This window comes from Streptomyces sp. NPDC102514, assembly GCF_055584525.1.
In genome coordinates this window covers 54,967-80,297 of sequence record NZ_JBVJLW010000008.1, presented here as the reverse complement: position 1 = coordinate 80,297, position 25,331 = coordinate 54,967, and the positions used below count along the sequence as shown (strand labels likewise).

At 71.1% G+C, this 25,331-nt stretch carries 23 protein-coding genes; 12 read left to right on the top strand and 11 right to left on the bottom strand.

Features of this window, described 5'->3' with window-relative positions; all coding sequences use genetic code 11:
* Positions 1-101 precede the first annotated feature (101 nt).
* The gene (locus tag ACZ60E_RS21360; protein ID WP_469442372.1) at positions 102-1,211 is read left to right on the top strand and encodes a threonine synthase; all 1,110 of its coding nucleotides are present in this window, start codon (positions 102-104) and stop codon (positions 1,209-1,211) included.
* 23 nt (positions 1,212-1,234) lie between these two features.
* Here ACZ60E_RS21360 and ACZ60E_RS21355 read toward each other — a convergent pair whose 3' ends face one another.
* From ACZ60E_RS21355 to ACZ60E_RS21345, 3 genes are all read right to left on the bottom strand, one after another.
* Positions 1,235-3,478 (bottom strand): DEAD/DEAH box helicase, encoded by a 2,244-nt coding sequence (locus tag ACZ60E_RS21355; protein ID WP_469442370.1) that lies wholly within the window; start codon positions 3,476-3,478, stop codon positions 1,235-1,237.
* Positions 3,479-3,599: 121 nt separating this feature from the next.
* The gene (locus ACZ60E_RS21350) at positions 3,600-5,414 is read right to left on the bottom strand and encodes a helix-turn-helix domain-containing protein (RefSeq protein ID WP_469442368.1); all 1,815 of its coding nucleotides are present in this window, start codon (positions 5,412-5,414) and stop codon (positions 3,600-3,602) included.
* A 419-nt stretch (positions 5,415-5,833) separates the two neighbouring features.
* Positions 5,834-6,451, bottom strand: coding sequence for a rhomboid family intramembrane serine protease (locus ACZ60E_RS21345; protein ID WP_469442366.1), 618 nt, complete (start codon positions 6,449-6,451; stop codon positions 5,834-5,836).
* A 232-nt stretch (positions 6,452-6,683) separates the two neighbouring features.
* Here ACZ60E_RS21345 and ACZ60E_RS21340 point away from each other — a divergent pair, with 232 nt between their 5' ends.
* From ACZ60E_RS21340 to ACZ60E_RS21330, 3 genes are read left to right on the top strand one after another with little or no spacing between them, the layout of a single operon-like run.
* The gene (locus tag ACZ60E_RS21340; RefSeq protein ID WP_469442365.1) at positions 6,684-7,520 is read left to right on the top strand and encodes a lysostaphin resistance A-like protein; all 837 of its coding nucleotides are present in this window, start codon (positions 6,684-6,686) and stop codon (positions 7,518-7,520) included.
* Entirely contained in the window at positions 7,517-8,734 is a 1,218-nt protein-coding gene (locus ACZ60E_RS21335) for a sensor histidine kinase (RefSeq protein WP_469442362.1), read from the top strand. Before ACZ60E_RS21340 ends, ACZ60E_RS21335 begins: the two co-directional genes overlap by 4 nt.
* A gap of 8 nt (positions 8,735-8,742) precedes the next feature.
* Positions 8,743-9,405 carry a response regulator gene (locus tag ACZ60E_RS21330; RefSeq protein WP_469442733.1) on the top strand — a complete coding sequence of 221 codons (663 nt, stop codon included), beginning with the start codon at positions 8,743-8,745 and terminating at the stop codon, positions 9,403-9,405.
* A 116-nt stretch (positions 9,406-9,521) separates the two neighbouring features.
* Here the strand turns inward: ACZ60E_RS21330 and ACZ60E_RS21325 are convergent, their stop codons facing one another.
* Together ACZ60E_RS21325 and ACZ60E_RS21320 are read right to left on the bottom strand one after the other, a co-directional pair.
* Positions 9,522-10,445: a lysostaphin resistance A-like protein gene (locus ACZ60E_RS21325; RefSeq protein WP_469442360.1), complete on the bottom strand. Its 924-nt coding sequence runs from the start codon at positions 10,443-10,445 to the stop codon at positions 9,522-9,524.
* 151 nt (positions 10,446-10,596) lie between these two features.
* Entirely contained in the window at positions 10,597-11,382 is a 786-nt protein-coding gene (locus ACZ60E_RS21320) for an SDR family NAD(P)-dependent oxidoreductase (protein ID WP_469442358.1), read from the bottom strand.
* Between the two features lie 103 nt (positions 11,383-11,485).
* On the opposite strand from ACZ60E_RS21320, the gene ACZ60E_RS21315 reads away from it, so the two are divergent.
* Complete coding sequence (locus tag ACZ60E_RS21315; protein ID WP_469442357.1) at positions 11,486-12,115, top strand: TetR/AcrR family transcriptional regulator; 630 nt, start codon at positions 11,486-11,488, stop codon at positions 12,113-12,115.
* Between the two features lie 39 nt (positions 12,116-12,154).
* On the opposite strand, the gene ychF is transcribed toward ACZ60E_RS21315, so the two are convergent.
* Entirely contained in the window at positions 12,155-13,243 is a 1,089-nt protein-coding gene (gene ychF / locus ACZ60E_RS21310; protein WP_385835658.1) for a redox-regulated ATPase YchF, read from the bottom strand.
* A 184-nt stretch (positions 13,244-13,427) separates the two neighbouring features.
* On the opposite strand from ychF, the gene ACZ60E_RS21305 reads away from it, so the two are divergent.
* Positions 13,428-13,985, top strand: coding sequence for a DUF6542 domain-containing protein (locus tag ACZ60E_RS21305; protein WP_384814509.1), 558 nt, complete (start codon positions 13,428-13,430; stop codon positions 13,983-13,985).
* A 128-nt stretch (positions 13,986-14,113) separates the two neighbouring features.
* Here ACZ60E_RS21305 and ppgK read toward each other — a convergent pair whose 3' ends face one another.
* Both ppgK and ACZ60E_RS21295 read right to left on the bottom strand, forming a co-directional pair.
* Positions 14,114-14,860, bottom strand: a complete 747-nt coding sequence (ppgK, locus tag ACZ60E_RS21300; RefSeq protein WP_384814512.1) for a polyphosphate--glucose phosphotransferase — start codon at positions 14,858-14,860, stop codon at positions 14,114-14,116.
* Positions 14,861-14,889: 29 nt separating this feature from the next.
* On the bottom strand, positions 14,890-15,906 hold the full coding sequence (locus ACZ60E_RS21295; RefSeq protein ID WP_469442354.1) for a 4-hydroxy-3-methylbut-2-enyl diphosphate reductase: 1,017 nt from the start codon (positions 15,904-15,906) through the stop codon (positions 14,890-14,892).
* A 105-nt stretch (positions 15,907-16,011) separates the two neighbouring features.
* On the opposite strand from ACZ60E_RS21295, the gene ACZ60E_RS21290 reads away from it, so the two are divergent.
* From ACZ60E_RS21290 to ACZ60E_RS21275, 4 genes are all read left to right on the top strand, one after another.
* Entirely contained in the window at positions 16,012-17,382 is a 1,371-nt protein-coding gene (locus ACZ60E_RS21290; protein ID WP_469442352.1) for an APC family permease, read from the top strand.
* A 354-nt stretch (positions 17,383-17,736) separates the two neighbouring features.
* The gene (gene xseA / locus ACZ60E_RS21285) at positions 17,737-18,945 is read left to right on the top strand and encodes an exodeoxyribonuclease VII large subunit (protein ID WP_384814518.1); all 1,209 of its coding nucleotides are present in this window, start codon (positions 17,737-17,739) and stop codon (positions 18,943-18,945) included.
* A 21-nt stretch (positions 18,946-18,966) separates the two neighbouring features.
* On the top strand, positions 18,967-19,227 hold the full coding sequence (locus tag ACZ60E_RS21280; RefSeq protein WP_469442350.1) for an exodeoxyribonuclease VII small subunit: 261 nt from the start codon (positions 18,967-18,969) through the stop codon (positions 19,225-19,227).
* Between the two features lie 248 nt (positions 19,228-19,475).
* Entirely contained in the window at positions 19,476-20,066 is a 591-nt protein-coding gene (locus ACZ60E_RS21275; RefSeq protein WP_384814522.1) for a malonic semialdehyde reductase, read from the top strand.
* Positions 20,067-20,179: 113 nt separating this feature from the next.
* Here ACZ60E_RS21275 and ACZ60E_RS21270 read toward each other — a convergent pair whose 3' ends face one another.
* Positions 20,180-20,698, bottom strand: coding sequence for a DUF4245 domain-containing protein (locus ACZ60E_RS21270; protein ID WP_384814525.1), 519 nt, complete (start codon positions 20,696-20,698; stop codon positions 20,180-20,182).
* A 125-nt stretch (positions 20,699-20,823) separates the two neighbouring features.
* Between ACZ60E_RS21270 and glpX the strand changes: the two genes are divergently transcribed.
* Positions 20,824-21,855 carry a class II fructose-bisphosphatase gene (glpX, locus tag ACZ60E_RS21265; protein WP_107020245.1) on the top strand — a complete coding sequence of 344 codons (1,032 nt, stop codon included), beginning with the start codon at positions 20,824-20,826 and terminating at the stop codon, positions 21,853-21,855.
* Positions 21,856-22,192: 337 nt separating this feature from the next.
* Here the strand turns inward: glpX and ACZ60E_RS21260 are convergent, their stop codons facing one another.
* Both ACZ60E_RS21260 and ACZ60E_RS21255 read right to left on the bottom strand, forming a co-directional pair.
* A complete protein-coding gene (locus tag ACZ60E_RS21260) occupies positions 22,193-22,570 on the bottom strand; it encodes a WhiB family transcriptional regulator (RefSeq protein ID WP_210880556.1) in 378 nt (125 codons plus the stop codon).
* Positions 22,571-22,742: 172 nt separating this feature from the next.
* Positions 22,743-23,438, bottom strand: coding sequence for a DUF1707 SHOCT-like domain-containing protein (locus tag ACZ60E_RS21255; RefSeq protein ID WP_384814528.1), 696 nt, complete (start codon positions 23,436-23,438; stop codon positions 22,743-22,745).
* Between the two features lie 167 nt (positions 23,439-23,605).
* On the opposite strand from ACZ60E_RS21255, the gene ACZ60E_RS21250 reads away from it, so the two are divergent.
* Entirely contained in the window at positions 23,606-25,294 is a 1,689-nt protein-coding gene (locus ACZ60E_RS21250; RefSeq protein WP_469442346.1) for a fumarate hydratase, read from the top strand.
* The last annotated feature ends 37 nt before the right edge of the window (positions 25,295-25,331 follow it).

The following is a 25,331-nucleotide window of genomic DNA, read 5'->3' as shown; positions in this document are numbered from 1 at the left end:
GCTCTCACAGGCACTGCACAAGAGCCCTGCACGCAGGCAACGCAACTGCCGTCCGACGGCCATGACACCCCGTCATCAACCGGGGCATCTAACCTGCGGGAATGACTCCCTTGCCGGATTGTTTCTGCCCGGTGGACGGCACGCGCGTCCCCACGGACTCCCTCGCGTGGTGCTGCCCGGTCTGCCGCGGCCCGCTCGACCTGGACTTCGCACCGACGCCCGCGCCCCTCAAGTCCCTGACGGGCAGGGTCAATTCACTCTGGCGGTACACGGAGTGCCTGCCGCTGCCGGCCCCCTCGGTGTCGCTGGGCGAGGGCCGCACCCCGCTGGTCACGCTCCGGGAGGGCGTCTCGGCGAAACTGGACTTCCTCATGCCGACGCTCTCCTTCAAGGACCGCGGGGCCGTCATGCTCGCCGAGCTGGCCCTGCGGCTGCGGCCCCGGCGGGTCGTCGCGGACAGCAGCGGCAACGCGGGCACGGCCGTCGCCGCGTACTGCGCGCGGGCCCGGCTGTCGTGCACGGTGTACGTCCCCGAGGGCACGTCCGCCAAGAAGCTGGAGCAGATCGCGGCGCACGGGGCCCGGCTGGAAGTGGTGCCGGGCGACCGTGAGGCGACCGCGTGGGCGGCCCGGAGGGCGGCGGACGAGGAGGGCACGTTCTACGCCTCGCACGTCTTCAACCCGTACTTCCTGCACGGCACGAAGACCTACGTCCACGAGGTGTGGGAGGAGCTCGGCGGCCGGCTCCCCGAGGTGCTGGTCCTGCCCGTCGGGAACGGCACGCTCCTGCTCGGCGCGGCACTCGCCGTCGCCGAACTGCACGCGGCGGGCCTGATCGACCGCAGACCCGCGCTGTACGCGGTCCAGTCCGCGGCGGTCGCCCCGCTCGCCCGCGCCTGGCACGACGGGGCGGACGACCTGGTCGGGGTCACCCCGGCGGCCCCCACGTTCGCCGAGGGCATCGCGATCCCCCGTCCGCCGAGGGCCCGCCAGATCCTGCGGGCGGTACGCGAGTCGGGCGGCACGTTCCTCACCGTGACGGAGGACCAGATCCGCCACGCCCAGACCGACCTGGCCTCCCAGGGCCTGTACGTGGAATCCACGGGAGCGGCGTGCTGGGCAGCAACGAGAGAAACCCCCCTGACCCCCCGCACCGCAGTAGTCCCCCTATGCGGAGCAGGCCTGAAATCAGGCCCGGCAAACCCCATTTAGGGGCGCGGGGAACTGCGCAATCCTTATCGCGCGCCAGGAACGACGCGGCCCGTCAGAGCCAACCGCTCCTGCTCCTCCTCGACGATCCGCCGAGCAATCGCCCCATCGGAAACATCCACCGCGTCCGGCGAGGCCTCAGCCACATCACTACGCCGGGCGTACGCATCGAAAAGCCGCGCCTTGCTCTCAAGAATGCGCAACAACCGATCGTCCACACTGTCCGTCGCCAGCAACCGGTGCACCTGGACCGACCGCACCTGCCCCATCCGATGCGCCCGCGCGACAGCCTGATGCTCCAGCGTCGGCTTGACCTGTGGCTCGCACAGGATCACCACGGACGCGGCCTGCAGATTCAGCCCGATCCCACCCGCCTCGATCTGGCAGAGCAGCACCGCGTGCCCGGCCGCGTCCGCGAACTCGTCGACGAGCTGCTGCCGGCGCGCGGCGGGCACTCCCCCGGCCAGCGGCCCCAGCACGACCCCACCTCCAGCGTCACCGCCCCTCTCACCCAGAGCCCCCTGCACAGCAGCGAGCACATCGCGGAAGTACGAGAAGACGACGACCTTCACCTCGTTCGCCGCCGCCTCGGTCACCAGTTCACGCAAGCGCTGAAGCTTCGCCGACTTCTCCGCGTGCGCGTACGCGGCCCGGCGCATCGCCATGAAATTCCCCGCGGCGACCGCGAGCCGGTAGGCGTCCTGGTCGGCCGCGCTGAACTCCTCCCATTCGTCGACCTGGACCAGCGCGGGCAGTTCGGTCAGCACGTCCTGCTGGTTGCGCCGCAGATAGGCGGGGGCGACGGACCTGCGAAAGGTGTGCGGACCGGCGACCGCGTCGCTGCCCTGGATCCTCGGCACCAGATCGGGCTGGAGATAGCGGACGAGCGTACGGAATTCCTCCACCCGGTTCTCCATGGGCGTACCCGTGAGGAACAGGACCCGCTCGCAGCGGTTCGTCCAGCGTGCGACGGCCCGGGACCGGCGGGCCTCGGGGTTCTTCACGTAGTGGGCCTCGTCGACGACGAGCGCGGCGGGCGCGTCCAGCGGATGCTGTTCGGCCTTCTTCGGGTCCGGCAGGCTGTGCAGCACGTCGAAGGTGGTGACCGCGACCCCACCGCGCTCACGCCACTCGGCGTACGCGTCCAGCCGGTCCGGGCCGTGCACGGGCACCGCGCGCAGGGTGCTGCGGGAGCCGATCTCCCGCGTCCAGTTGATCAGTACGCTCGCCGGGCACACCACCAGGAAGTGCCGGTGCCCGTCGGCGGCGAGGTGCGCGAGGACCGCGATGGCCTGGATCGTCTTGCCGAGCCCCATCTCGTCACCGAGGACCACCCGCCGCTGGGCCAGCGCGAACCGCGCGCCGAAGGACTGGTAGCCGCGCAGCGAGACCCTGCGGTGGGTGTCGTCGAGCCCCTGCGCGTGCACCCGCTCGGCGACCTCCGCGGGCAGAAAGCCCTCGGACGCCTCGACGTCGGGTGCGCTGCCGGCGATCTCGGCGAGCTGGCTGTAGTACTCCGCGGACCGCAGTTCGAAGTCCACCCACGCCCCGGCGTCGGAGGAGGACTCCCGCAGCAGATCGGTGGAGGCCTGCGTGAGCAGCATCGGTACGCCCTTGGAGACGGCGTCGGCGACCAGGCCGCGCAGTTCGGTCGCCGCCGCGAGGGCGCTCTCCCGCCCGGCCCTGCCGAGGAGGGCCATCCGCAGACGTCCGCCGGCCGGCCGCGCCGCCGCCAGGAGCCCGGCGAGCTGTCGCTCAAGTCCCTGGGCCGCGTCCACGGCTCTGCGCAGGTCGGGCCCCGCCTCGACGATCCGCCGCAGCGCGATGACCAGGGCGGTGGTCCGCGGCTCGGGGTGGTCCACGTCGATCCGTACGGACACGGTCTCTTCCAGGGCGCGGGCGATCTGCCGGGCGGCGGCGAGCGCCTGGTCGGCGGTCTGCGCGCCGACGCCCGGAATCTGCCGCAGCTCGTACCGGCTCGCCTCGAACACCGGCCGTACGCTGCCGAATCCGGCGGTCTCCAGGGCACCGAGCCGCAGCCGCCCCTCGGTGACGTCCTTCAGCCGGGAGACGGGGATGCCCTCCAGCTCCTGGGCGACCAGTTCGGCGAGGAGCGGGGCGAGGGCGGCCCGTACCTGCTCCACCGCGCGGACGTGGTCGGCGAGCACGTTCCGGGCGAGCCCGGCCAGCCGCTCGCCGCGCGCGACGACCTCACGCGCCTTGCGCCCCACCGCCACGGGGCTGCCGCCGGCCCTCTCGCCCTCCGCCATGAAGCCCCTCATACCCCGCCGTACCCCGCAGACCCCGATCGAGCGGTCATCCTTGCACGGGGGTACGACAACCGGCCCGGACGCACGTTCCGGACCGTGGGCCCGCGGTCCGGCACCCGCGTCAGGGCCGGTCGGTGTCCGCCGGATCAGCCAGCAGCCGCCCGCACTGTGCCGCGAGCCCCGCCATGCCGTAGGCCCGTGCGCTGCGCAGTGCCTCCTGCAGCAGGCTCTGTGCCTGGGCCTCGTTGCCCGCACCGCCGACACCGCGCAGCGCACGGGCTCGGGCCAGCCGGAGCCGCGCCAGTTCCGGCTGCGACGAACGGGCCGGTACGGCGCCCTGCCGGAAGTGGCCGAGCGCGGTCTCCGGCTCCCCGGCGGCCAGCGCCAGCAGACCCCGGGCCCGCGCGGTCGAGCCGACCAGCACGGTGGGCCAGCCGGCCAGCGCGATCTGCTGTCCGTCGTGCGGCGCCAACCGCTCCCGCAGTCCCGGCACCAGCTCCCCCAGCGGGCTCTCGTACCCGCCTTGGATGTCCAGCGCCGCGCAGGCCTCGGCGAGGACGACGAGGGTGGGCACCGCCCAGCCGGAGGGCGGGAACCGGCTGAAGTCGACGGTGTCGGCGGCGAAGCCCGTCAGCAGGTCCGCCGCCTCGGCGTGCTGTCCCGTCTCGCAGAGGGCCAGCGCGAGGCCGGCCCGCCAGATGGGGAAGTAGGCGTGCCGTTCGACGTCCTCGGCCAGGTCCGAGGTGAACAGCTCCGCCATCCGGCCCTGTTCGCGCAGCAGCCAGAAGGCCTGGCCGAGGCGGGTCTGGCGCAGGGCGTCGGCGGGGACCGCGAGATCGGCGTGCAGTCCTTCGATGTACTTCGGCGACTCGCCGAGGATCCAGGCCGCCGCCGCGTCGAACCTGCCGTGCCACAGGTCGAGCAGGGCGTCCAGGGTGTGCCGCTGCCAGGTGGCGAGGACGCTGCGGGTGTCGGCGGCGTACTTGCGGTACTGGCTCGTGGTGGCCAGTGCGCTGTAGACCCTGCCGGTGCGCAACTGGTCGATGACGAGGGCCATCAGCGCCTCGCCGTGGAAGTAGGGGGAGTCGAGCCGGACCGCGGCGTCGTGCAGTTGCTGGGACAGTGCCAGGGCATCGGCCGCCGGGGTGAAGTCGTAGCGCGCCCAGCGGCATTCGGTGAGCACTTCGCAGCGCACCTCGTCGTCCCGGACGTCTTTGCCGTGGTCAACGCCGTCTCTGCCGTGCGCCGATAATCGGCTCAGTGTGTCGTCGGCGAGTCCGGCCCCCTCCTCGGGGCCCACCCGGCCGACCGCGGTGTCCTCGCTGACCGCCATGGACACCTTCTTCGCCAGGTGTGCGGTGAGGCGCAGCCGCAGGCCCACGGCCTCGGCCCCGCCGTCGCCCTGTAACTCGGCGAGGCTGTTCCTGATGAGGTGCAGCACTTCGTGGTCGACCTGCCCGGGGTCCGACCAGCGCCGGGCCATCCGGATCACGGCCTCGGCCTGCGCCCTGGGGTCCCCGGCGGCGCCGTGCAGCGCGGCCCGGTAGAGCCGGTCGGCCTCCCGCATGTCACCGGTGGTGTGGCTCAGGTCGCCGCGTCTGAGCAGTCGGTCGAACTCGTGGCGCCGCTGGGCGACGGCCCCCACCGGACGACCTCCGCCGGCCGGTCCCGCCGTCCGTCTCGCGGACCCGGTCCTGACCGGCCTCGGTAAGGAGTCGAGGCTCGGCGGAGCCAGGGCCGTCAACACCCCCTTGGCGTCCAGCACCTGGTCACACAGCTGTGCCAGCTCCACGGACGCCCGCCGCTGACCGGTCTCGACCCGGCTCAGGAAGCTGCGGCTGCAGTGCACCTTGTGGGCCAGTTCACTGAGCGACAGCCCTGCCGCGACGCGGCGGCGGCGCAGCTCGGAGCCCAAGGCGTTGTCCTCGATCGTCATCCCCCCAACAGTTCGCTGTCCGCCCCGTGTTGCCAAAAAAACGCTGGCAACAGCAGACCACTCCACATCGCCGCGGATACGAACGAACCTGTCCGTGCGGAGCTTATCGGGAGCAAGGGCTTGGTCACCGGCAGACAGGAGCACTGGCCACCCGCGGCACCAACGTGCCCGCACGGTGTCGCCCCGGCCTTGTCGAACGGTGCCGGTGACCCGCACAGGTGCGGCCTGCCCGGACGGGCCGCCCGAGTTCGTCGCCGACGGGCACTCTTTGGGGGAAGAGGCTCGTCGGCGACGTCCTGTCCACCCTGGGGCCGGAGTCGGGGCAGGGCGCATTCGGTCCGGGGCGCACGGGGGGCGCTCCGGACCGGCTCGTAGGCCTGGCCCGGATGCCCGACCTGTAGGCCCGGCCCGTACTCCGGCTAGGCGCGTATTCGGGCGTCGTCGCGGGGGCGGCGGAACGCGAAGGCCGCGGCCACTCCGCCCAGCAGCCCGAAGAGGTGCCCCTGCCAGCTGACCCCGGTCGCCGTCGGCAGGACGCCCCACAGGATCGAGCCGTACACCGCGCCGACGAGGAGTCCCACGACCACGTCACCGATGCGGCGGTCCACGAACCCCCGTACCAGCAGGTGGCCGAAGAGGCCGAACACGACGCCGGACGCGCCCGCGGTCAGGGAGTGGGCGGGCGCGGTGAGCCAGACGCCCAGGCCGCTGACGAGGATCGTCACGGTGACGACGGCGAGGAAGCGGCGGGTGCCGGACAGCGCGGTGAGGAAGCCGAGGACGAGCAGCGGCACGCTGTTCGCCGCGAGATGGTCGAAGCCGAAGTGCAGGAAGGCGGCGGGCACGATGTCGCGCAGCTCGCCGAACTCGCGCGGGGTGATGCCGAACGTGTCCAGCGCATGGCCGCTCACCGCGTCGATGCCTTCGAGCACCCAGAGCAGGGCGACCCAGCCGCCGGTCAGCACGGCCGCGCTCCTGGCCCGCTCACCGCGCGACTGCGGAGCGGGAAGGCCCACGCCCTGCCGTTCGTACGTCATCGCAGCCCCCTGCCGGTCCCTTTTCGGTCCCTCTGTACCGCTCAACGCACGGAGGGCTCGGGCCGGTTCCCGTCGCGGGGCGGAAAAAGGCGCGTACGCCCGCCGCCCGGGTCTGTCCCCCGTCCGAGCTACGCGCAGGTGTCCACCGGGCGGTGACGATTCCCGGCCGCCGGATCCATAGCTTTCTGCACAGCCCGCGGCGCTCGGCCGCGGCTCTGGTGCAGGAGTCCTCATGAGGTTCGTCTGGCAGCTCGTGGCTGTCGTCGCGGTCGCTTTCGTCGGTGGTCAGGGCATCACGGCGGCGGAGGGCAGTCCGTGGCTCCAGCTGCTCGTCGGCGTACCGGCGGCCGTGCTCGCGGTGTTCGTCTACCGGTGGGTGGTGGGGCGGACCGAGCGGCGCCCGGTCACCGAACTGGCCCTGGAGGAAGCCCCCACCGCGCTGGGCCGCGGAACCCTGATCGGCGTCGCGCTGTTCAGTGCCGTCATCGTCAACCTCTTCACCTCCGGGTACTACGAGGTCGACGGCATCGACTCGCGGTCGGGCGCGATGGGCCTGCTCGGCTTCATGGCCGCCGCCGCGGTGACGGAGGAACTGATGTTCCGCGGCGTCCTGTTCCGTATCGCCGAGGAGCGCATCGGCACCTGGATCGCGCTGGTGCTGACCGGCGCGCTGTTCGGCCTGTCGCACCTGCTGAACCCGAACGCCAGCCTGTGGGGCGCCGCCGCCATCGCCGTCGAGGCGGGCGGCATGCTCACCGCCGCGTATGTCGCCACCCGCTCGCTGTGGCTGCCCATCGGCCTGCACTTCGGCTGGAACTACGCCGCGTCCGGCGTCTTCAGTACCGAAGTCTCCGGCAACGACACCCCTCCGGGGCTGCTGGACTCCTCGATGTCGGGCCCGTCGCTGCTCACCGGCGGCGACTTCGGCCCGGAGGGAAGCGTGTACTCGGTGCTGTTCTGCGTGCTGGCGACGATCGTGTTCATGTGGCTGGCCCACCGGCGCGGCCGGGTGGTGCCGCGCGGCGGCCGTGCCGAGCGTGCCGGCGCCACCGCTACACTCCCCCGATGATCGGGATGGTCAGTCTTCGGCGGGCCCGTGACCGGTGGCCCGCCCTGGTGCGGCGGCGGGTTCCGCAGTGGTGGCGCCGCTCCGACGTCACCGTCCGGGACCTTCCGCTGGGGCTGCTGCTTCTCGCGGTCTCGTTCCTGCCGGAGGCCCACGGGACACAGATCGGCGGCCTGCCGAACCGTCCCCTCGACGCCCTGGCTCTTCCGTTGATCGCCCTCCAGAGCCTCCCGCTCGCCGTGCGCCGCCGCTGGCCGGCCGTCTGTCTGGCCCTGGTGTCGGTGGGGTTCGCCGTCGACCAGCTCCGCGGCTACCACTCGTTCGCGGGCACCGCCCTGCCGATCGCGCTGCTGAGCGTGGGGGCCCACCTGGTACGGCATCGGCGTACGGCCGCGCTCGTCTTCTCCGTGGCGTACGTGCCGTTGGCGGTGGGGTTCGCCCGGCTCGATCCGGGTGAGCCGCCGAGCGAACTCGTGACGTTCTATCTGGCGATGGTCCTGGCGTGGGGCCTCGGGGCGTGGCTGCGCTCGACGCGGGTCGCGGACGCCGAGCACCGGCTCCGGATCGCCGAGGACACCCGGACCGCCGAACGCACCCGTATCGCCCGGGAGTTGCACGACGTCGTGACCCATCACGTGACGGCGATGGTCGTGCAGGCCGAGGCGGCGCGCTATCTCACCGCCTCACCCGACCGACTCGACCAGTCCCTGACCGCCGTCACCGACACCGGCCGGCGGGCCATCGCCGATCTGCGGCACCTGCTCGACCTGCTCAACCCGGACCACGGCACGGGCCACGGCACCGACCGGGGCACCGAGCCGCGGACGCCGTCCGGCGGGGGGCTGCTCGCGCTCGTGGAGCGGACGCGGCTGGCCGGGCAGCCGGTGGAGTTCACCGAGGAGGGCACCCCGGCGCAGCCCGCCGGCAGCGCCGAACTCGTGGCCTACCGGGTCGTGCAGGAGGCGCTGACCAACGCCCTCAAATACGCTCACGGCAGCCGCACCTCGGTTCAGGTGCGGCACGCCGAAAGGGAGATCACTGTGGAGGTCGGTACGGACGGTTCCGGCTCGGCGGCCGGTTCCCCGGGCGGGAGCGGGCGGGGTCTCGCCGGTCTCCGCGAGCGGGTCGACATCCTGGGCGGCGACTTCAGCGCGGGCCCGCGGACGGAGGGCGGCTTCGTCGTCCGGGCGCGCATACCCGCCGGGAGCCCTTCGTGAGCGCACCCGTGGCCTCCCCGATCCGGGTCCTGGTCTGCGACGACCAGGTACTGATCCGCACCGGCCTGGTGACGATCATCGGCGCCCAGCCCGACCTGGAGGTGGCGGGCGAGTGCGGGGACGGGCGGGCCGCGGTCGATCTCGCCGCCCAGGTGCGCCCGGACGTCGTGGTGATGGACGTACGCATGCCGGTGCTCGACGGCATCGAGGCCACCCGCCTGCTGGCCGGCGCCGGGGTGCCGCATCCCGTCAAGGTGCTCGTGGTGACCACGTTCAACCTCGACGAGTACGTGTACGAGGCGCTGCGCGCGGGGGCGAGCGGTTTCCTGCTCAAGGACGCGCCCCCGGCCCAACTCCTGCACGGCATCAGGACCGTGGGCGCGGGCGCGGCCCTGCTGGACCCCGAGGTGACCCGCAAGCTGGTCGGCCGTTACGCCGCCCGCATCCGCCCCGCCGACAGCACCGCTCCGCGGGACATCCCGCTGACGCCACGCGAGTTGGAGGTCCTGCGCCTCATCGCGAACGGCTTCTCCAACAGCGAGATCGCCGCGACCCTCGTGATCAGCCCGGAGACGGTCAAGACCTTCGTCTCCCGCATCCTGGCGAAGCTCAATCTGCGCGACCGGGTGCAGGCGGTGGTGTACGCGTACCGCCAGGGGCTGGTGACCTGACCCGGACGCGCACGGACAGGGACGCGCACGGGCGAGGACGCGCACGGACGAAGAGCGCCTACGGATCTCCGTAGGCGCTCTTCGTCCGGCGGGGCCGGTCGTCCCGGCCCTCGCGGTCAGGACGAGGCGGTCGTCCCCGCGGACCGGAGCTGCTGCCGGGTGTAGAGGCGGCCCCGGCGCTTGGCGAGGCGCAGGAACACGACCGTGGGGACCGTGCAGACGAGGATGGCGAAGATGCTGGCCTCCGGGCCGAAGCCGCCGCCGGTGATCGCCTCGGGGCCCGACAGCACACCGTGGAGCAGGCCGGTGGGCTGGTCCTCGTTGCCGGAGACCGTGACGCCGAAGATGCCGCTCAGGGCGAAGTTCCAGCCGAAGTGCAGGCCGATCGGCATCCACAGGGAGCGGGTGGCCGCGTAGACGGCGCCGAGCATCAGACCGGCCTCGACGGCGATGGCGAGCGCGCCCCACACGGTGGCACCGGAGTTGACCAGGTGCAGGCCTCCGAACAGCACTCCCGAGATCACCATCGCGCCCCGGGTACCGGTGAGTTCCTCGACGAGGCGGAAGATGATGCCGCGGAAGAGGATCTCCTCGACGACCGCGACCCCGGCCATGATCCCGAGGACGGTCAGGGCGCCGCCGACGGACACCCCGCCCTCCGTGCCGTATCCGCCGAACAGGGCGATCAGCGCGAGCGTCGCGACGAAGAGTCCGAGGCCGGCGGCGGTACCGACGCGCAGACCGGATGCGGCGTCGGCGGGGTCCAGTTCGGGCACGGAGCGCTGTTCGAGGAACCGTACGGCCGCCGCGTAGACCGTCAGGGCGATCACGGCGGTCGCCGCGCCGAACAGCAGGGACAGCACCGGGTTGTCGCCCGCCACGCTCCTCATCCCCGCCGCGAGCCCCGTGACCAGGACGAACAGCACCACCATCACCGCGAGGCGCACCCCGGCCGGCCACACCCGGCGGGTGGGCTCGACGTGCGACTGCGTGTACTGGTCCTTGACCCATCGCACGGCCTGCGTGTTCCAGAGCGACATGACATCTTCCCCTTCTCGACCGGCGGCCCGGCCGCCCCTGCACTGAGAGGAACGCTATGAGGAGGGGGTACCTCGGAACGTCCCGCCGGGGTGGGCATTGCTTGTCGCTCGCGTGGGGGACAACGGGGTGTACGGGCGTTGCGGCGATCCGTCAGAGCTGGTTCTCTCCGCCGTCGACGTAGAGGTTGGCCCCGAGGACGAAGCTGCTCTGCTCGGAGGCGAGGAAGGCCACGGCGTCGGCGACCTCGTCCGCCCGCCCGATCCGGCCGAGCGGGACGGCCGCGGCGAACTGCGCCTTGGTGAGGGGCGGACCCGCGACGGCTGACGCCTCCGGCTCATCTGGCGTACCTCGTGTGGCGACCACGGCGTCAAGGCCGGGAGTGTCGATCGTGCCGGGAGAGATCGCGTTGACCCGGACACCGCGGTCCTTGAGCTCGTTGGCCCAGGTCCGGGCGAAGGACCGGATCGCCGCCTTGGAGGCCGCGTACGCACCGAACGCGGCGACGCCGTCGTCGGCGCGCACCGAGGAGTTGAGGATGACCGAGGCGCGGTCGTTGAGCAGCGGCAGCGCCTTCTGGACGGTGAACACCGTGCCCCGGACGTTGACACCGAAGATCCGGTCGACGTGTTCCTCGGTGATCTCCTCCAACGTGGCGAACGACGCGGTGCCGGCGTTGGCGAAGAGCACGTCCAGGCCCCGGCCCCGGGCGCGGACCGCATCGTACAGCCGGTCCAGGTCGGCCGGGTCGGAGATGTCGCCCGCCACCGCGGTGGCCCTCTCCGGACCGATGGCCTCGACGGCCCTGTCCAGCTCGGCCTCGCGCCGGCCGGTGATGAACACGTGCGCGCCCTCGGCCGCCAGCCGTACGGCGGCGGCCAGGCCGATCCCGGTGCCGCCGCCGGTGACGACGGCGGTCCTGCCTTCGACCTGTCCCATTCGGATGACCTCCGTAAACATCAGTATCGATCGGTACCGATTGACATCGAGAGGGACCGTAACACATCCGCACCGACCGGTACGGAAAGGTAGGATGGGTCGCATGGAGACGCGACAGAAGGCACCGATCGGCCGGCCGAGGGGCTTCGACACCGAAGAGGCCCTGGAGCGCGCCATGCGGGTCTTCTGGGAGCAGGGCTACGAGGGCGCCAGCCTCACCGACCTGACCAGCGCCATGGGCATCACGCGTACGAGCATGTACGCGGCCTTCGGCAACAAGGAGGACCTGTTCCGCAAGGCCCTGGAGCGCTACACCGAGGGGCCCGCCTCCTACAGTGTCCGGGCCACGCGGGAGCCGACCGCACGGCAGGTGGCCACGGCGTTCCTCAACGGCTCCGTCCGGGCGAGCACCCAGCCCGGCGGCCCCGCCGGCTGCCTCGGAGTCCAGGGCGCCCTGGCCGCCGGCGAGCCGGGACGCACCGCCCGGGACACCCTGGTGACCTGGCGCAACGAGGGCATGGACCTCCTCCACGACCGCTTCCGGCAGGCCGCGGCCGAAGGCGACCTGCCACCGGACCTGGACCCCGCCCTGCTCGCCCGCTACCTCATGACCGTCGCGAACGGCATCGCGGTCCAGGCCGCGGGCGGCGCGCCCCGCGAGGACCTGCAACTGGTGGCGGACATGGCGATGCGCAACTGGCCCTCGGCCGGAACACAGCAAACCGCCCCCTGACCCGCACGGACGCGGGTCGGGGGGCGGTTCGGGGCGGAACTAGACGTTGAAGCGGAACTCCACCACGTCGCCGTCCTGCATCACATAGTCCTTGCCCTCCATGCGTGCCTTGCCCTTGGCGCGGGACTCCGCCACCGAGCCCGTCTCGACGAGGTCCTCGAAGGAGATGACCTCCGCCTTGATGAAGCCCTTCTGGAAGTCGGTGTGGATGACTCCGGCGGCCTCGGGGGCGGTGGCGCCCTTCTTGATCGTCCAGGCGCGGGACTCCTTCGGGCCGGCCGTGAGGTAGGTCTGCAGGCCGAGGGTGTTGAAGCCGACGTGCGCGAGCCTGGCGAGGCCCGGCTCCTCGACGCCGACCGACTGGAGGAGTTCCATGGCCTCCTCGTCGTCGAGTTCCGCGAGGTCCGACTCCAGCTTGGCGTTGAGGAAGATCGCCTCGGCGGGGGCGACCAGCGCGCTCTGCTCGGCCTTGAACGCGTCGTCGGTCAGTTCGTCCTCGTCGACATTGAAGACGTACAGGAACGGCTTGACCGTGAGCAGGTGCAGGTCGTGGAGCATGGCCTCCTGGTCGGAGCCCTGGGTGATGCCCGCCGCGAACAGCGTCTGCCCCGCGTCCAGGATGTCCTTCGCCGCCTCGATCGCGGTCACCTTCGCCACGACGTCCTTCTTGATGCGCGACTCCCGCTGGAGGCGCGGCAGGACCTTCTCGATGGTCTGCAGGTCCGCGAGGATCAGCTCGGTGTTGATCGTCTCGATGTCGTCCTTGGGCGAGACCTTGCCGTCCACGTGCACGACGTTCTCGTCCTTGAAGGCGCGGATGACCTGGCAGATCGCGTCCGACTCGCGGATGTTCGCGAGGAACTTGTTGCCCAGGCCCTCGCCCTCGCTCGCGCCGCGCACGATGCCCGCGATGTCGACGAAGTCCACGGTCGCGGGCAGGATCTTCTGCGAGCCGAAGATCTCCGCCAGCTTGGTCAGCCGGGCGTCCGGGACACCGACCACGCCCACGTTCGGCTCGATCGTGGCGAACGGGTAGTTGGCCGCCAGCACGTCGTTCTTGGTCAGGGCGTTGAAAAGGGTCGACTTGCCGACATTCGGCAGACCGACGATTCCGATCGTGAGCGACACGTTGCGACTTCCCGTACGTGAGGGTGTGGGGCGATGACTGGGGCCCGGAGGGGTGCTCAGGCCGATTCATCAGTCTACGGCGTGCCGCGCCTCGCACCGGCGACGTATCGAACGCTTGGCCAAGGTCGGCCAAAGCGCGTGTCTAGGGGGTCATTCCACACATAACCCGACCTAAGTTGGACCAGTGGAGCAACACAGGACACGTCCTCCCCAGTCACAGCCGTCGCGAGGCGGCTCGCCCCTTCCCCCGCAGGCCGGACGGGGCGGTGCCCGTACGGCCCGGCAGGCCGGGGCCGGTGTCCCGCGTACCGCGAAGTCCGTCTCGCCGCTCGTGCAGGCGGTACGCCGGTTTCCCAACCCCCGGCTCACCGGACTGGGCAGCGGCCTGTTCTGCGCCGCGTCGATGTTCGCGCTGGCCTGTCTGATCCAACTGCTGTTCGGGGCGTCGCTCGTCGTCTACGGAGTGCTGTTCCTGCCGGTCTGCGTGCTGACCGCGGTGTGGGTCCGGCGGGCCGACCTCGTCACGGCGGTCGTCGCCGTACCGATCGCCTTCGCCGTCGGCCTCCTGCCCATCGCGGACAGCGAGGGCGGTTTCGGCGGCCGGGTGATGGGCCTCGTCACCGCCCTCGCGATGCACGCGGGGTGGTTGTACGGGGGGACGCTGCTGGCCGGGGTCATCGTGACCGTGCGCAAGGCTCGGATGATGACCCGGAAGGCCGCGCAGCGTCGCCGGATGGCCTGAACGGCCGGCCGGGGCCCTCCTGGCTGTCCGGCCGGCCGTCGGCACCTCGGCTGCGGGCCGGTGCGGGATGGCCGCGCAGTTCCCCGCGCCCCTGACGAAGCGGGGGTGGGGGCGGGGCGGCCGGGCGCTCAGTCCGTCTGGGCCGCGCGCATCGCCGCGCCCACGATCCCCGCGTTGTTCTGCAGTTGCGCCGGCACGATCTCCGCCTTGATGCCCTCGATCAGCGGCAGGAACTTCTGCGACTTGCGGCTGACCCCGCCGCCGATGATGAACAGCTCGGGCGAGAAGAGCATCTCCACATGGGCGAGGTACTTCTGGACGCGGTGCGCCCAGTGCTCCCAGGAGAGGTCGTGGTCCTCCTTGGCCTTCGTGGAGGCGTGCTTCTCGGCGTCGTGACCGTTCAGTTCGAGATGGCCCAGCTCCGTGTTCGGGACGAGGGTGCCGTCCACGAAGAGGGCGCTGCCGATCCCCGTACCGAACGTGAGCAGGAAGACCGTGCCCTTGCGGTCCTTGCCCGCGCCGAACTGCATCTCGGCGACGCCCGCCGCGTCCGCGTCGTTCAGGACGGTCACCGGCAGCCCGCCCAGCCGGTCGCCGAGCAGGGCGCGCGCGTCGGTGTCGATCCAGTCCTTGTCCACGTTGGCCGCCGTGCGGATGGTGGAACCACCGGTGACCACGCCCGGGAAGGTGATGCCGACCGGGCCCGTCCAGCCGAAGTGACCGACGACCTCCTTCACACCGTCCGCCACCGCGTCGGGTGTCGCCGGATGCGGCGTGAGCACCTTGTAGCGCTCCTCCGCCAGGTCGCCCTTGTCCAGGTCCACGGGAGCGCCCTTGATCCCTGAACCACCGATGTCCACGCCGAAGATCTGCATGGCTCTACGTTACGTCGTGGGACGGACAGTCACTCGGCCGAGGGGGTGGTTCCGGTGCGCTGCGCCACCAGGGCCGCCGCCTCCGCGCGCAGGTCGCGGCGCAGCTCCTTGGGCAGCGAGAACGTGATGGACTCCTCGGCCGCCTTCACGAGCTCGACGTCCTCGTAACCGTGCGTGGTGAGGTACTCCAGGACCTGCTCCACGAGGATCTCCGGCACCGAGGCCCCGGAGGTGACGCCGACCGTCGAGACGCCCTCGAACCAGCTGTCGTCGATCTCGTCGGCGAAGTCCACGAGGTACGCCTCCTTGGCGCCCGCGAGCTTGGCGACCTCGACGAGCCGTACGGAGTTGGAGGAGTTGCGCGAGCCGACCACGATGACGAGATCGGCCTGCTCGCCCATCTGCTTCACCGCGAGCTGGCGGTTCTGCGTGGCATAGCAGATGTCGTCGCTCGGCGGGGAGATGAGCTGCGGGAACTTCCCCTTGAGGGCGTCCACCGTCTCCATGGTCTCGTCGACCGACAGCGTCGTCTGGGACAGCCAGACGACCCGGGAGGGGTCGCGGACCTCGACCTTCGCCACGTCACCGGGGCCGTCGACCAGCGTGATGTGGTCGGGCGCCTCCCCGGACGTGCCGATGACCTCCTCGTGGCCCTCGTGGCCGATGAGGAGGATGTCGTAGTCGTCGTCCGCGAACCGGACGGCTTCCTTGTGGACCTTGGTGACCAGCGGGCACGTCGCGTCGATGGTGGCGAGCTTCCCGGCCGCGGCCTCGTCGTGGACCACGGGGGCGACGCCGTGCGCCGAGAACATGACGATGGACCCCTCGGGGACCTCCGCGGTCCGCTCGACGAAGATCGCGCCCTTCTTCTCCAGGGTCTGCACGACGTACTTGTTGTGGACGATCTCGTGACGGACATAGATCGGGGCCCCGTACTGCTCCAGGGCTTTCTCGACGGCGATCACGGCACGGTCGACACCCGCGCAGTAGCCACGGGGGGCGGCGAGCAGGACACGGCGGCCAGTCGAAGCAGTCATGCATCCCATCGTAAGGGTGCGCCCGACAGGTCAAAGATCACGTCCACGGAGAGACTGGTCGGGGGCCGGGGAGCGGAGCGGGGGCGGAGGCGTCACGACTCTCGGGAGGCATGGATGTCCGGTACGGATTCACCGGCCCGCACGACCGGCGGCGAACAGGGCCTGCGGCGCAGTCTCGGCTTCCGCGACCTGGTCGTGTACGGGCTGCTGTTCATCGCCCCCATGGCGCCGGTCGGTGTCTACGGGACCCTCGACGCCAGGTCGCACGGCGCGGTCGCGCTGGTCTACGTGGTCGCCACGGTCGCGATGGCGTTCACCGCGTTCAGCTACGCGCAGATGGTGCGGGTCGTCCCCCAGGTGGGTTCGGTGTTCGCCTACGCGCGCGCGGGGCTCGGAAAAGAGGCCGGGTTCATCGCCGGGTGGATGGCGATGCTGGACTATCTCCTCATCCCGGCGGTGGCGTACCTCTTCTCCGGGATCGCGATGAACTCCCTGGTCCCGGACGTCTCACGCTGGGTGTGGACGGCGCTCGCGGTCGTCGTGACGACGCTGCTGAACCTGCGGGGCGTACGGGTCGCCGCGCGCGTGGGTTTCCTGGTGCTCGCGATGGAGATCGTGGTCCTCCTCGTCTTCTTCGTGTCGGCGATCGTCGTCCTCGCGCGCGACGGGGCGCAGCGGGGCTGGCTGTCGCCGTTCTCCGGAGACGGCTCGCAGGGGGCGTTCGCGCTGTCCGCGGTCCTCGGAGCGGTGTCGATCGCAGTGCTGTCGTACCTCGGCTTCGACGCGATCGCCTCCTTCGCGGAGGAGGTCACCGGCAGCTCGGAGAAGGTCGCCAGGGCGGTGCTGTTCTGTCTCGCGCTCGCCGGGGTGCTGTTCATCGCGCAGACCTACCTCGTCGCGTTGCTGGAGCCGATGTCGTCGGCGCAGCTCGCCGACGATCCGGTGAAACAGGGATCGGCCTTCTACGACGCCGTGGACGCGTCCGTCGGCACGTGGCTGCATGACCTGGTGGCCGTCAGCAAGGCGATCGGGGCGGCGTTCGCGGCGCTGGCCGGGCAGGCGGCGGCCGGGCGGCTGCTGTTCGCGATGTCCCGGGAGCGGCGGCTGCCGCGGGCCCTGTCGCGGACGGACTCCGGGGTGCCGCGGGTCGCGCTGCTCTGCGCGGCCGTCATCACGCTGGTGGCCGCGGTGTGGGCGGCGCGGCGCGACGACGGGATGGACCATCTGGTGTCGGTGGTCGACGTGGGTGCGCTGACGGCGTTCACGCTGCTGCACGCGAGCGTGGTGGGGTGGTTCGCCGTGCGGCGACGGGGAGTGAGCGGGGCGGTTGTGTGGTGGCGGCATGTGGTGGTGCCCGTGGTGGGGGCGGGGGTCACCGTACTGGTGATCTTTGAGGCGTCTGGGGCGGCGCAGGTGGTGGGGGCGGTGTGGCTTTTGGTGGGGGCCGGGGTGCTGGTCGCCCAGCGGGCGACTGCGTCCGGCTGAACGCGCGCGCTGCCCCTGCGGGGTGGCGGGGGTGTGGGGTGGGTGCGGGTGGGTGGGGGCTGATCGCGCCGTTCCCCGCGCCCCCGAAGACCACGTTCGCCTGCGGGCCGGTGGGGGTTGCCCGCGCCGTTCCCCGCGCCCCTCAAGACCACGTTCGCCTGCGGGCCGGTGGGGGTTGCCCGCGCAGTTCCCCGCGCCCCTCGGGGAGGGGCTGCGCCCCGTCCTGCCCAGGGGCGCGGGGAACTGCGCAGTCTTTTGGCTTTGGGGGCGCGGGGAACTGCGCGATCAACCCCCCGCCGGGCGCACCCGGGCACAAGCTTCGGCTGTGTCAGAGGGTGCGGCTACGCTCGGCTCATGGCTCTCAATACGTCCGCCGACGCCCCCCTCCCCGTCGGCGAGGTGTCGCGGCTCATCGGGGGATGGATCGACCGGCTGGGCGCGGTGTGGGTCGAGGGACAGATCACCCAGCTGTCGCGCCGCCCGGGCGCCGGCGTCGTCTTCCTGACGCTGCGCGACCCGTCGCACGACATCTCCGTGGGCGTGACCTGCTACCGGCAGGTGTTCGACGCCATCGCCGACGTCGTGAGCGAGGGCGCCCGCGTCGTCGTCCACGCGAAACCCGAGTGGTACGCGCCGCGCGGACAGCTGTCGCTGAGAGCCGTCGAGATCAAACCGGTCGGCGTCGGCGAACTGCTCGCCCGCCTGGAGCAGTTGAAGAAGTCCCTGGCCGCGGAAGGGCTGTTCGCCGCCGAGCGCAAGAAGCCGCTCCCGTTCCTGCCCCAGCTCGTCGGACTGGTCACCGGCCGCGCCTCCGCCGCCGAGCGGGACGTCCTGGAGAACGCGCGCCACCGCTGGCCGGCCGTCCGCTTCGAGGTGCGCAATGTCGCCGTACAGGGCGTTCACGCGGTTCCGCAGGTCGTGCAGGCGGTCAAGGACCTGGACGCGCTCGAGGACGTCGACGTGATCATCGTGGCGCGCGGCGGCGGCAGCGTGGAGGACCTGCTCCCGTTCTCGGACGAGCAGCTCGTCCGGGCGGTCGCGGCCTGCCGTACGCCCGTCGTGTCGGCCATCGGCCACGAGCCCGACAACCCGCTCCTGGACCACGTGGCCGACCTGCGCGCCTCCACCCCGACCGACGCCGCGAAGAAGGTCGTACCGGACGTCGGGGAGGAGTACGAGCGGGTCCGGTTCCTGCGGGACCGTGCCCGCCGGTGCGTCGGGTCCTTCATCGAGCGTGAGGAGCGGGGGCTCGCGCACGCGCTGGCCCGTCCCTCGATAGAGGATCCGCACCGGATGGTGGACGAGCGCGCCGACCACGTGGCCGCACTCCTGGACCGCGGTCGCCGCACGCTCGGCCATCTCCTGGACCGCGCCGACTCGGAGCTGACCCACACCCACGCGCGCGTGGTGGCCCTCTCCCCCGCCGCGACCCTGAAGCGGGGGTACGCGGTCCTGCAGAAGTCCGACGGCCACGCCGTCCGGTCCCCGGACGAGGTGACGGCGGACGAGAGCCTGCGGGCGCGGGTCGCCGAGGGCGAGTTCACGGTACGAGTCGATGTCTGAGGCAGACCCTAGGGTGGACGCATGACCAGCAGGACCGGCACGGCCGGCACGACGGACGAGGCGCTCGGGTACGAGCAGGCGCGCGACGAACTCATCGAGGTCGTACGACGTCTGGAGACGGGCGGTACGACGCTTGAGGAGTCGCTCGCCCTGTGGGAGCGGGGCGAGGAGCTGGCGAAGGTGTGCCGGCGATGGCTCGACGGGGCCCGCGCCCGCCTCGACGCGGCGCTGGCGGAGGAAGAAGAGGAAGAGAAGGACAAGGCTGCGGCGGGCAACGGCTGACTCCGCAGCGGGTACCGGCCGGCTCCGAGCAGACGCTTACCAGGAGCAGGCAGGGCAGGCAGGGCAGGCAGGGGCGGCACGAAGGTGGTGTCGCCCTTTTCTTCCGTCAGGTAATTGGCCCGGCCATGTATATGTGAAGCGGATCACCCTGGTCCACTTTTGGTTGAAACTTAAACCTACTCGGCGTACGGTCACACGTGTCAGCCGATCCCCCGGATCCGACGCACGCTCCGAGAAGGTTTTGTTTCATGTCTCTCGTTCTTGACCCCGCCGCCCAGGACCTGCTGTTCCGCGAGGCCCGCACCGCCAACGCCTTCACCGACGAGCCGGTGACCGACGAGCAGGTGCAGGCGATCTACGACCTGGTCAAGTACGGGCCGACCGCCTTCAACCAGTCGCCGCTGCGCATCACCCTGGTCCGCTCCGCCGAGGCCCGCGAGCGCCTGGTGCAGCACATGGCCGAGGGCAACCAGCCGAAGACCGCCTCCGCCCCGCTCGTCGCGATCCTCTCCGCGGACAACGAGTTCCACGAGGAGCTGCCGGCCCTTCTCCCGCACTTCCCGCAGGCCAAGGACCTCTTCTTCGCCGAGCGCCCGGCCCGTGAGGGTGCCGCCGCGCTCAACGCCGCGCTGCAGGCCGCGTACTTCATCATCGGCGTCCGTGCCGCCGGCCTGTCCGCCGGTCCGATGACGGGCTTCGACTTCGCGGGCGTCCAGAAGGAGTTCCTCGACGGCGACCACACCCCGCTGATGGTGGTCAACATCGGCCGGCCCGCCGAGGACGCCTGGTTCCCGCGCTCCCCGCGCCTTGAGGCCGACCAGGTCATCACGACGGTCTGAGCCGAACGGCATCCCGGACAGGACCCCGGGACCCCCGGACATGCGAGAGGCCCCCAGCATCGCTGGGGGCCTCTCGCATGTCCGTCCACTGTCCGTCCGCTGTCCATCCGTGCTCACGACGTCCTGAGCGACTCCGCCATCTTCGCCAGCTTCGCGAACGACGCCGTGCCCGTGACCACGGTCGTGGAGTTCTTCTCCCGGAGCACGAGGGCGTCGTACTTCTCGCCCTTGTACCGCTTCCAGGACTTCTCGCCGATGCGCTGGGTGACGTTCGTCTCCTCGGCGCCCTGCGTGGTGTCGTCGATGAACGTGACGGGCTTCTGAGTGGACTGCTCGATCGCCACGTACTCCCCGTCGGGATCGTGGAAGCCGAGGTGCCACGCGTCGAAGTCGGCTCCACGGAACCGCACCGAGGTCGCCTTCCACTCCGTGGACAGGCCCTCGGGCGCCGCCACCGGATAGGTGGCCGCACGGCGTGCCGTGAGGAGCTCCACGCGGTAGTCGACCCGTTCGAGAGGGGGCTCCGAGTCGTCCTTCGGAATGAAGAGGTAGATGAAGCCCGCGACGATGCCGATCAGGCCCAGGGACAACACCATGTCCCGGACCGACTGCTTACCTTTTCTGCCTGCCACTCCCCCATCGTCGCAGGTGCACTGCCCCGCTCATCCGTGGGGCCCCCTGCTCATTTTGTCGGACTGAGGATAGAGTCGGTGGAAACCCTCATCCGGCCGTCGCCGTATCAGAAAGGTGCGCTCCGATGACCGAGCATCACTTGCCGTCCGAACTAGAGGTCCCCTCCGAGGCCCCCGACCGCAACCTCGCCCTTGAGCTCGTCCGGGTCACCGAGGCCGCCGCGATGGCCGCGGGCCGCTGGGTCGGCCGCGGCGACAAGAACGGCGCCGACGGCGCGGCCGTACGGGCCATGCGGACCCTCGTCTCCACCGTCTCGATGAACGGCGTCGTCGTCATCGGGGAGGGCGAGAAGGACGAGGCCCCGATGCTCTTCAACGGGGAGAACGTCGGCGACGGGACGGGTCCCGCGTGCGACATCGCCGTCGACCCGATCGACGGGACGACCCTCGCCGCGGCGGGCATGACCAACGCGATCGCCGTGCTGGCCGCCGCCGACCGCGGCACGATGTTCGACCCGTCCGCGGTCTTCTACATGGACAAGCTGGTCACCGGGCCCGAGGCCGCCGACTTCGTCGACATCAACGCGCCGGTGTCCGTGAACATCCGGCGGGTCGCCAAGGCCAAGCGCGTCACGCCCGAGGACGTCACCGTCGTCATCCTCGACCGGCCGCGGCACGACGGCATCATCAAGGAGATCCGGGAGACCGGGGCGCGCATCAAGCTCATCTCCGACGGGGATGTCGCCGGCTCGATCCTGGCGTTGCGCGAGGGCACGGGGATCGATCTGCTGCTCGGTATCGGTGGTACGCCCGAGGGGATCATCTCCGCCTGTGCGGTGAAGTGCCTCGGTGGCACCATCCAGGGGAAGTTGTGGCCCAAGGACGACGAGGAGCGGGCGCGCGCGGTCGATGCGGGGCATGACCTGGACCGGGTGCTGCTCACGGATGACCTGGTGTCCGGGGAGAACGTGTTCTTCGTGGCCACCGGGATCACTGACGGGGAGTTGTTGCGGGGGGTTCGGTATCGGCCCGAGACCGCGACGACCGATTCGATCGTGATGCGGTCGAAGTCGGGGACGGTTCGGCAGATCAGCTCCGAGCATCGGCTGGCGAAGCTGCGGGCGTACAGCGCGATCGACTTCGACCGGGCGAAGTAGCTCCGCCGGTTTTGGTCTGCGCGCGGGCCGTTGTCGGCTGCGGGCCGTGTTGCGCAGTTCCCCGCGCCCCTTATCGGGCCGGTGGGTGGCTGCGGGATCGTCGTGGCTGAGCGCGCCGTTCCCCGCGCCCCTATCGGGGACGTCGTCGGGTGCCGGATCGTCGTGGCTTGTCGCGCCGTTCCCCGCGCCCCTTGGCGGGCCGGTGGGTGGCTGCGGGATCGTCGTGGCTGAGCGCGCCGTTCCCCGCGCCCCTGTCGGGGGCGTCGTCGGGTGCGGGTGCGTCGTGGCTGAGCGCGCCGTTCCCCGCGCCCCTTGGGGCGCGGGGTTGTTTGTCCGGTTAGCCTGCTGCGGCTATCGGGCCGGGGGTTCGGGCTGTTTTCTGGAGGTCCAGGTCTCGGCGGCGGCGTCGGGCCAGGACCACTCGGCGCTCGGCGGCGGTGAGGCCGCCCCAGACCCCGTACGGCTCGGGTTGCAGCAGTGCGTGTTCCCGGCACTCGATCATCACCGGACAGCGCGCGCAGACCCGCTTCGCCGCTTCCTCGCGGGACAGCCGGGCCGCGGTGGGTTCCTTCGAGGGTGCGAAGAACAGCCCGGCCTCGTCGCGGCGGCACACGGCCTCCGTGTGCCAGGGGGCGTCCTGGTCCCTCTCGCGCACCGGCACCGGCTGGGGCGGAACGGCAGCGACCTGCAGGGACTGATGCGGCGGATGCAGCACGGTCTACTCCTGACGACGGCTTCGCGAGCGAGAGACGATGCAGCAAGGCCTACCCGCTGTACGCGCGCCTATGCACTCAGTTCGCAAGCGCCGAAGATCCCGGCAAGTGCCGGACCGGGCACGGGGCTTCGTCCCGGACCGTGCTCCTCCGGTCGTCGTGGATTCGCGACCGTCAATGTCCCAGATGTTTGCGCAACTTGGCGTTCACCTTGTCGGTGACCCGGTCGAGGATGTCCTCGATCAACTTGCCCCGCTTCGGCTTCGCCTCGATGCTCCCCAGCACCGCCAGCCCGTCCACGTAGACCACGGGGGCGTCCTGTTCGCCCGAGTCCAGCGTGTCCACCTCGAAGCTGCCGAGGACTCCCCCGCCGCTGCCGCGCAGCGACACGTTCTCCGGGACGCGGACCTCGACGCTGCCGAACACCGATATCGCCTTGATCACGACCTGCTGGTGCTCGAAGATCGCCTCGCTGAGGTCTATCTCCACGCTGCCGAAGATCGCGTACGCGTGCGTGCGGCGGCCCACGCGCCAGCGGCCTCTGCGCACGGCCGCGCTGAACACCGCCACCACGTTCTCGTCGGCGACCGGCGGGATCGCGCCCGGGGCGGGCCGGTTGGGGGCCGCCGCGAACGCGGCCGACGGGCGGGGGCGGTGGGCCGCGGGCAGGTCCCGCACCAGCGGTTCCAGTTCACCCACGGTCTTCGCGCGGAAGACCTCCTCGACCCGCTCCGCGTGCTCCTCCGCGGTGAGGCGGCCCTCGGCGTGGGCGTCGCGCAGCATGTCCGCGATCCGGTCGCGGTCCGCGTCGGACGCGCGGAGGTCGGTGTGCTTCCGAAGGTCGGGCTCGGTGTGCTTCTGAAGGTCCACGGCAGCAGCGTACCCAAACGCGATAGATCGCGACTAGAGGGTGTGGACAGCGGGTGTGGACGACCTACTGAGCCTTACCTCACAAGCTCGATGTCCGAGGCAGGTTCTACGCTGGTGGCGCCGCCAACGGAGGCCGGCCGCTGTCTGTCGATGAAGGATTTGGCGAGATGCCGCATAATTCCCCCCCGCCCAGCCCGGCGTTCGCGTACACCGATCTGCTCCCCCAGGGAGAGGACACCACCCCGTACCGGCTGGTGACCTCCGAGGGTGTGTCCACCTTCGAGGCCGACGAGCGCACGTTCCTCAAGGTGGAGCCGGAGGCGCTGCGCACGCTCGCCGCCGAGGCGATCCACGACATCCAGCACTATCTGCGGCCCGCGCACCTCGCTCAGCTGCGGCGCATCATCGACGACCCCGAGGCGTCGAGCAACGACAAGTTCGTCGCGCTGGACCTCCTGAAGAACGCGAACATCGCGGCGGCCGGCGTGCTGCCCATGTGCCAGGACACCGGCACGGCGATCGTGATGGGCAAGCGCGGCCAGAACGTGCTGACGACGGGCGGCGACGAGGCGGCCCTGTCCCACGGCATCTACGACGCGTACCTGAACCTGAACCTGCGGTACTCGCAGATGGCCCCGCTGACCATGTGGGACGAGAAGAACACCGGCTCGAACCTCCCGGCCCAGATCGAGCTGTACGCGGCCGACGGCGGCGCCTACAAGTTCCTCTTCATGGCCAAGGGCGGCGGCTCGGCCAACAAGTCGTTCCTCTACCAGGAGACGAAGGCCGTCCTGAACGAGGCCTCCATGATGAAGTTCCTGGAGGAGAAGATCCGCTCGCTCGGCACGGCCGCCTGCCCGCCGTACCACCTGGCGATCGTCGTCGGCGGTACGAGCGCGGAGTACGCCCTGAAGACCGCGAAGTACGCGTCCGCGCACTACCTGGACGAGATTCCGGACGAGGGGTCCGAGCTGGGCCACGGCTTCCGGGACAAGGACCTGGAGGAGAAGGTCTTCGAGCTGACGCAGAAGATCGGGATCGGCGCGCAGTTCGGCGGCAAGTACTTCTGCCACGACGTGCGCGTGGTGCGGCTGCCCCGGCACGGCGCGTCCTGCCCGGTCGCCATCGCCGTCTCCTGCTCGGCCGACCGCCAGGCCGTCGCGAAGATCACCGCGGAGGGCGTCTTCCTGGAGCAGTTGGAGACCGACCCGGCGCGGTTCCTGCCCGACACGACGGACGAGCACCTGGACGAGGCCGGTGACGTCGTGCGCATCGACCTGAACCGGCCGATGGACGACATCCTCGCCGAGCTGACGAAGTACCCCGTCAAGACCCGGCTGTCCCTCTCCGGGCCGCTCGTCGTGGCGCGTGACATCGCGCACGCGAAGATCAAGGAGCGGCTCGACGCGGGCGAGGAGATGCCGCAGTACCTGAAGGACCACCCCGTGTACTACGCGGGGCCCGCGAAGACCCCCGAGGGGTACGCGTCCGGGTCGTTCGGGCCGACCACGGCCGGGCGCATGGACTCGTACGTGGAGCAGTTCCAGGCGGCGGGCGGGTCTCGGGTGATGCTGGCCAAGGGGAACCGGTCGCAGCAGGTCACCGACGCGTGCGGGGCGCACGGGGGGTTCTATCTCGGGTCCATCGGGGGGCCTGCCGCGCGGCTCGCGCAGGACTGCATCAAGAAGGTCGAGGTCGTCGAGTACGAGGAGCTCGGCATGGAGGCCGTGTGGAAGATCGAGGTGGAGGACTTCCCGGCGTTCGTCGTCGTCGACGACAAGGGCAACGACTTCTTCAAGGACCCGGCGCCGGCGCCTACGTTCACGTCGATTCCCGTGCGGGGTCCTGGGCTCTAGGTTTCCGCCCCCGCCGCCCCTACCCGTTCCCGTCCAC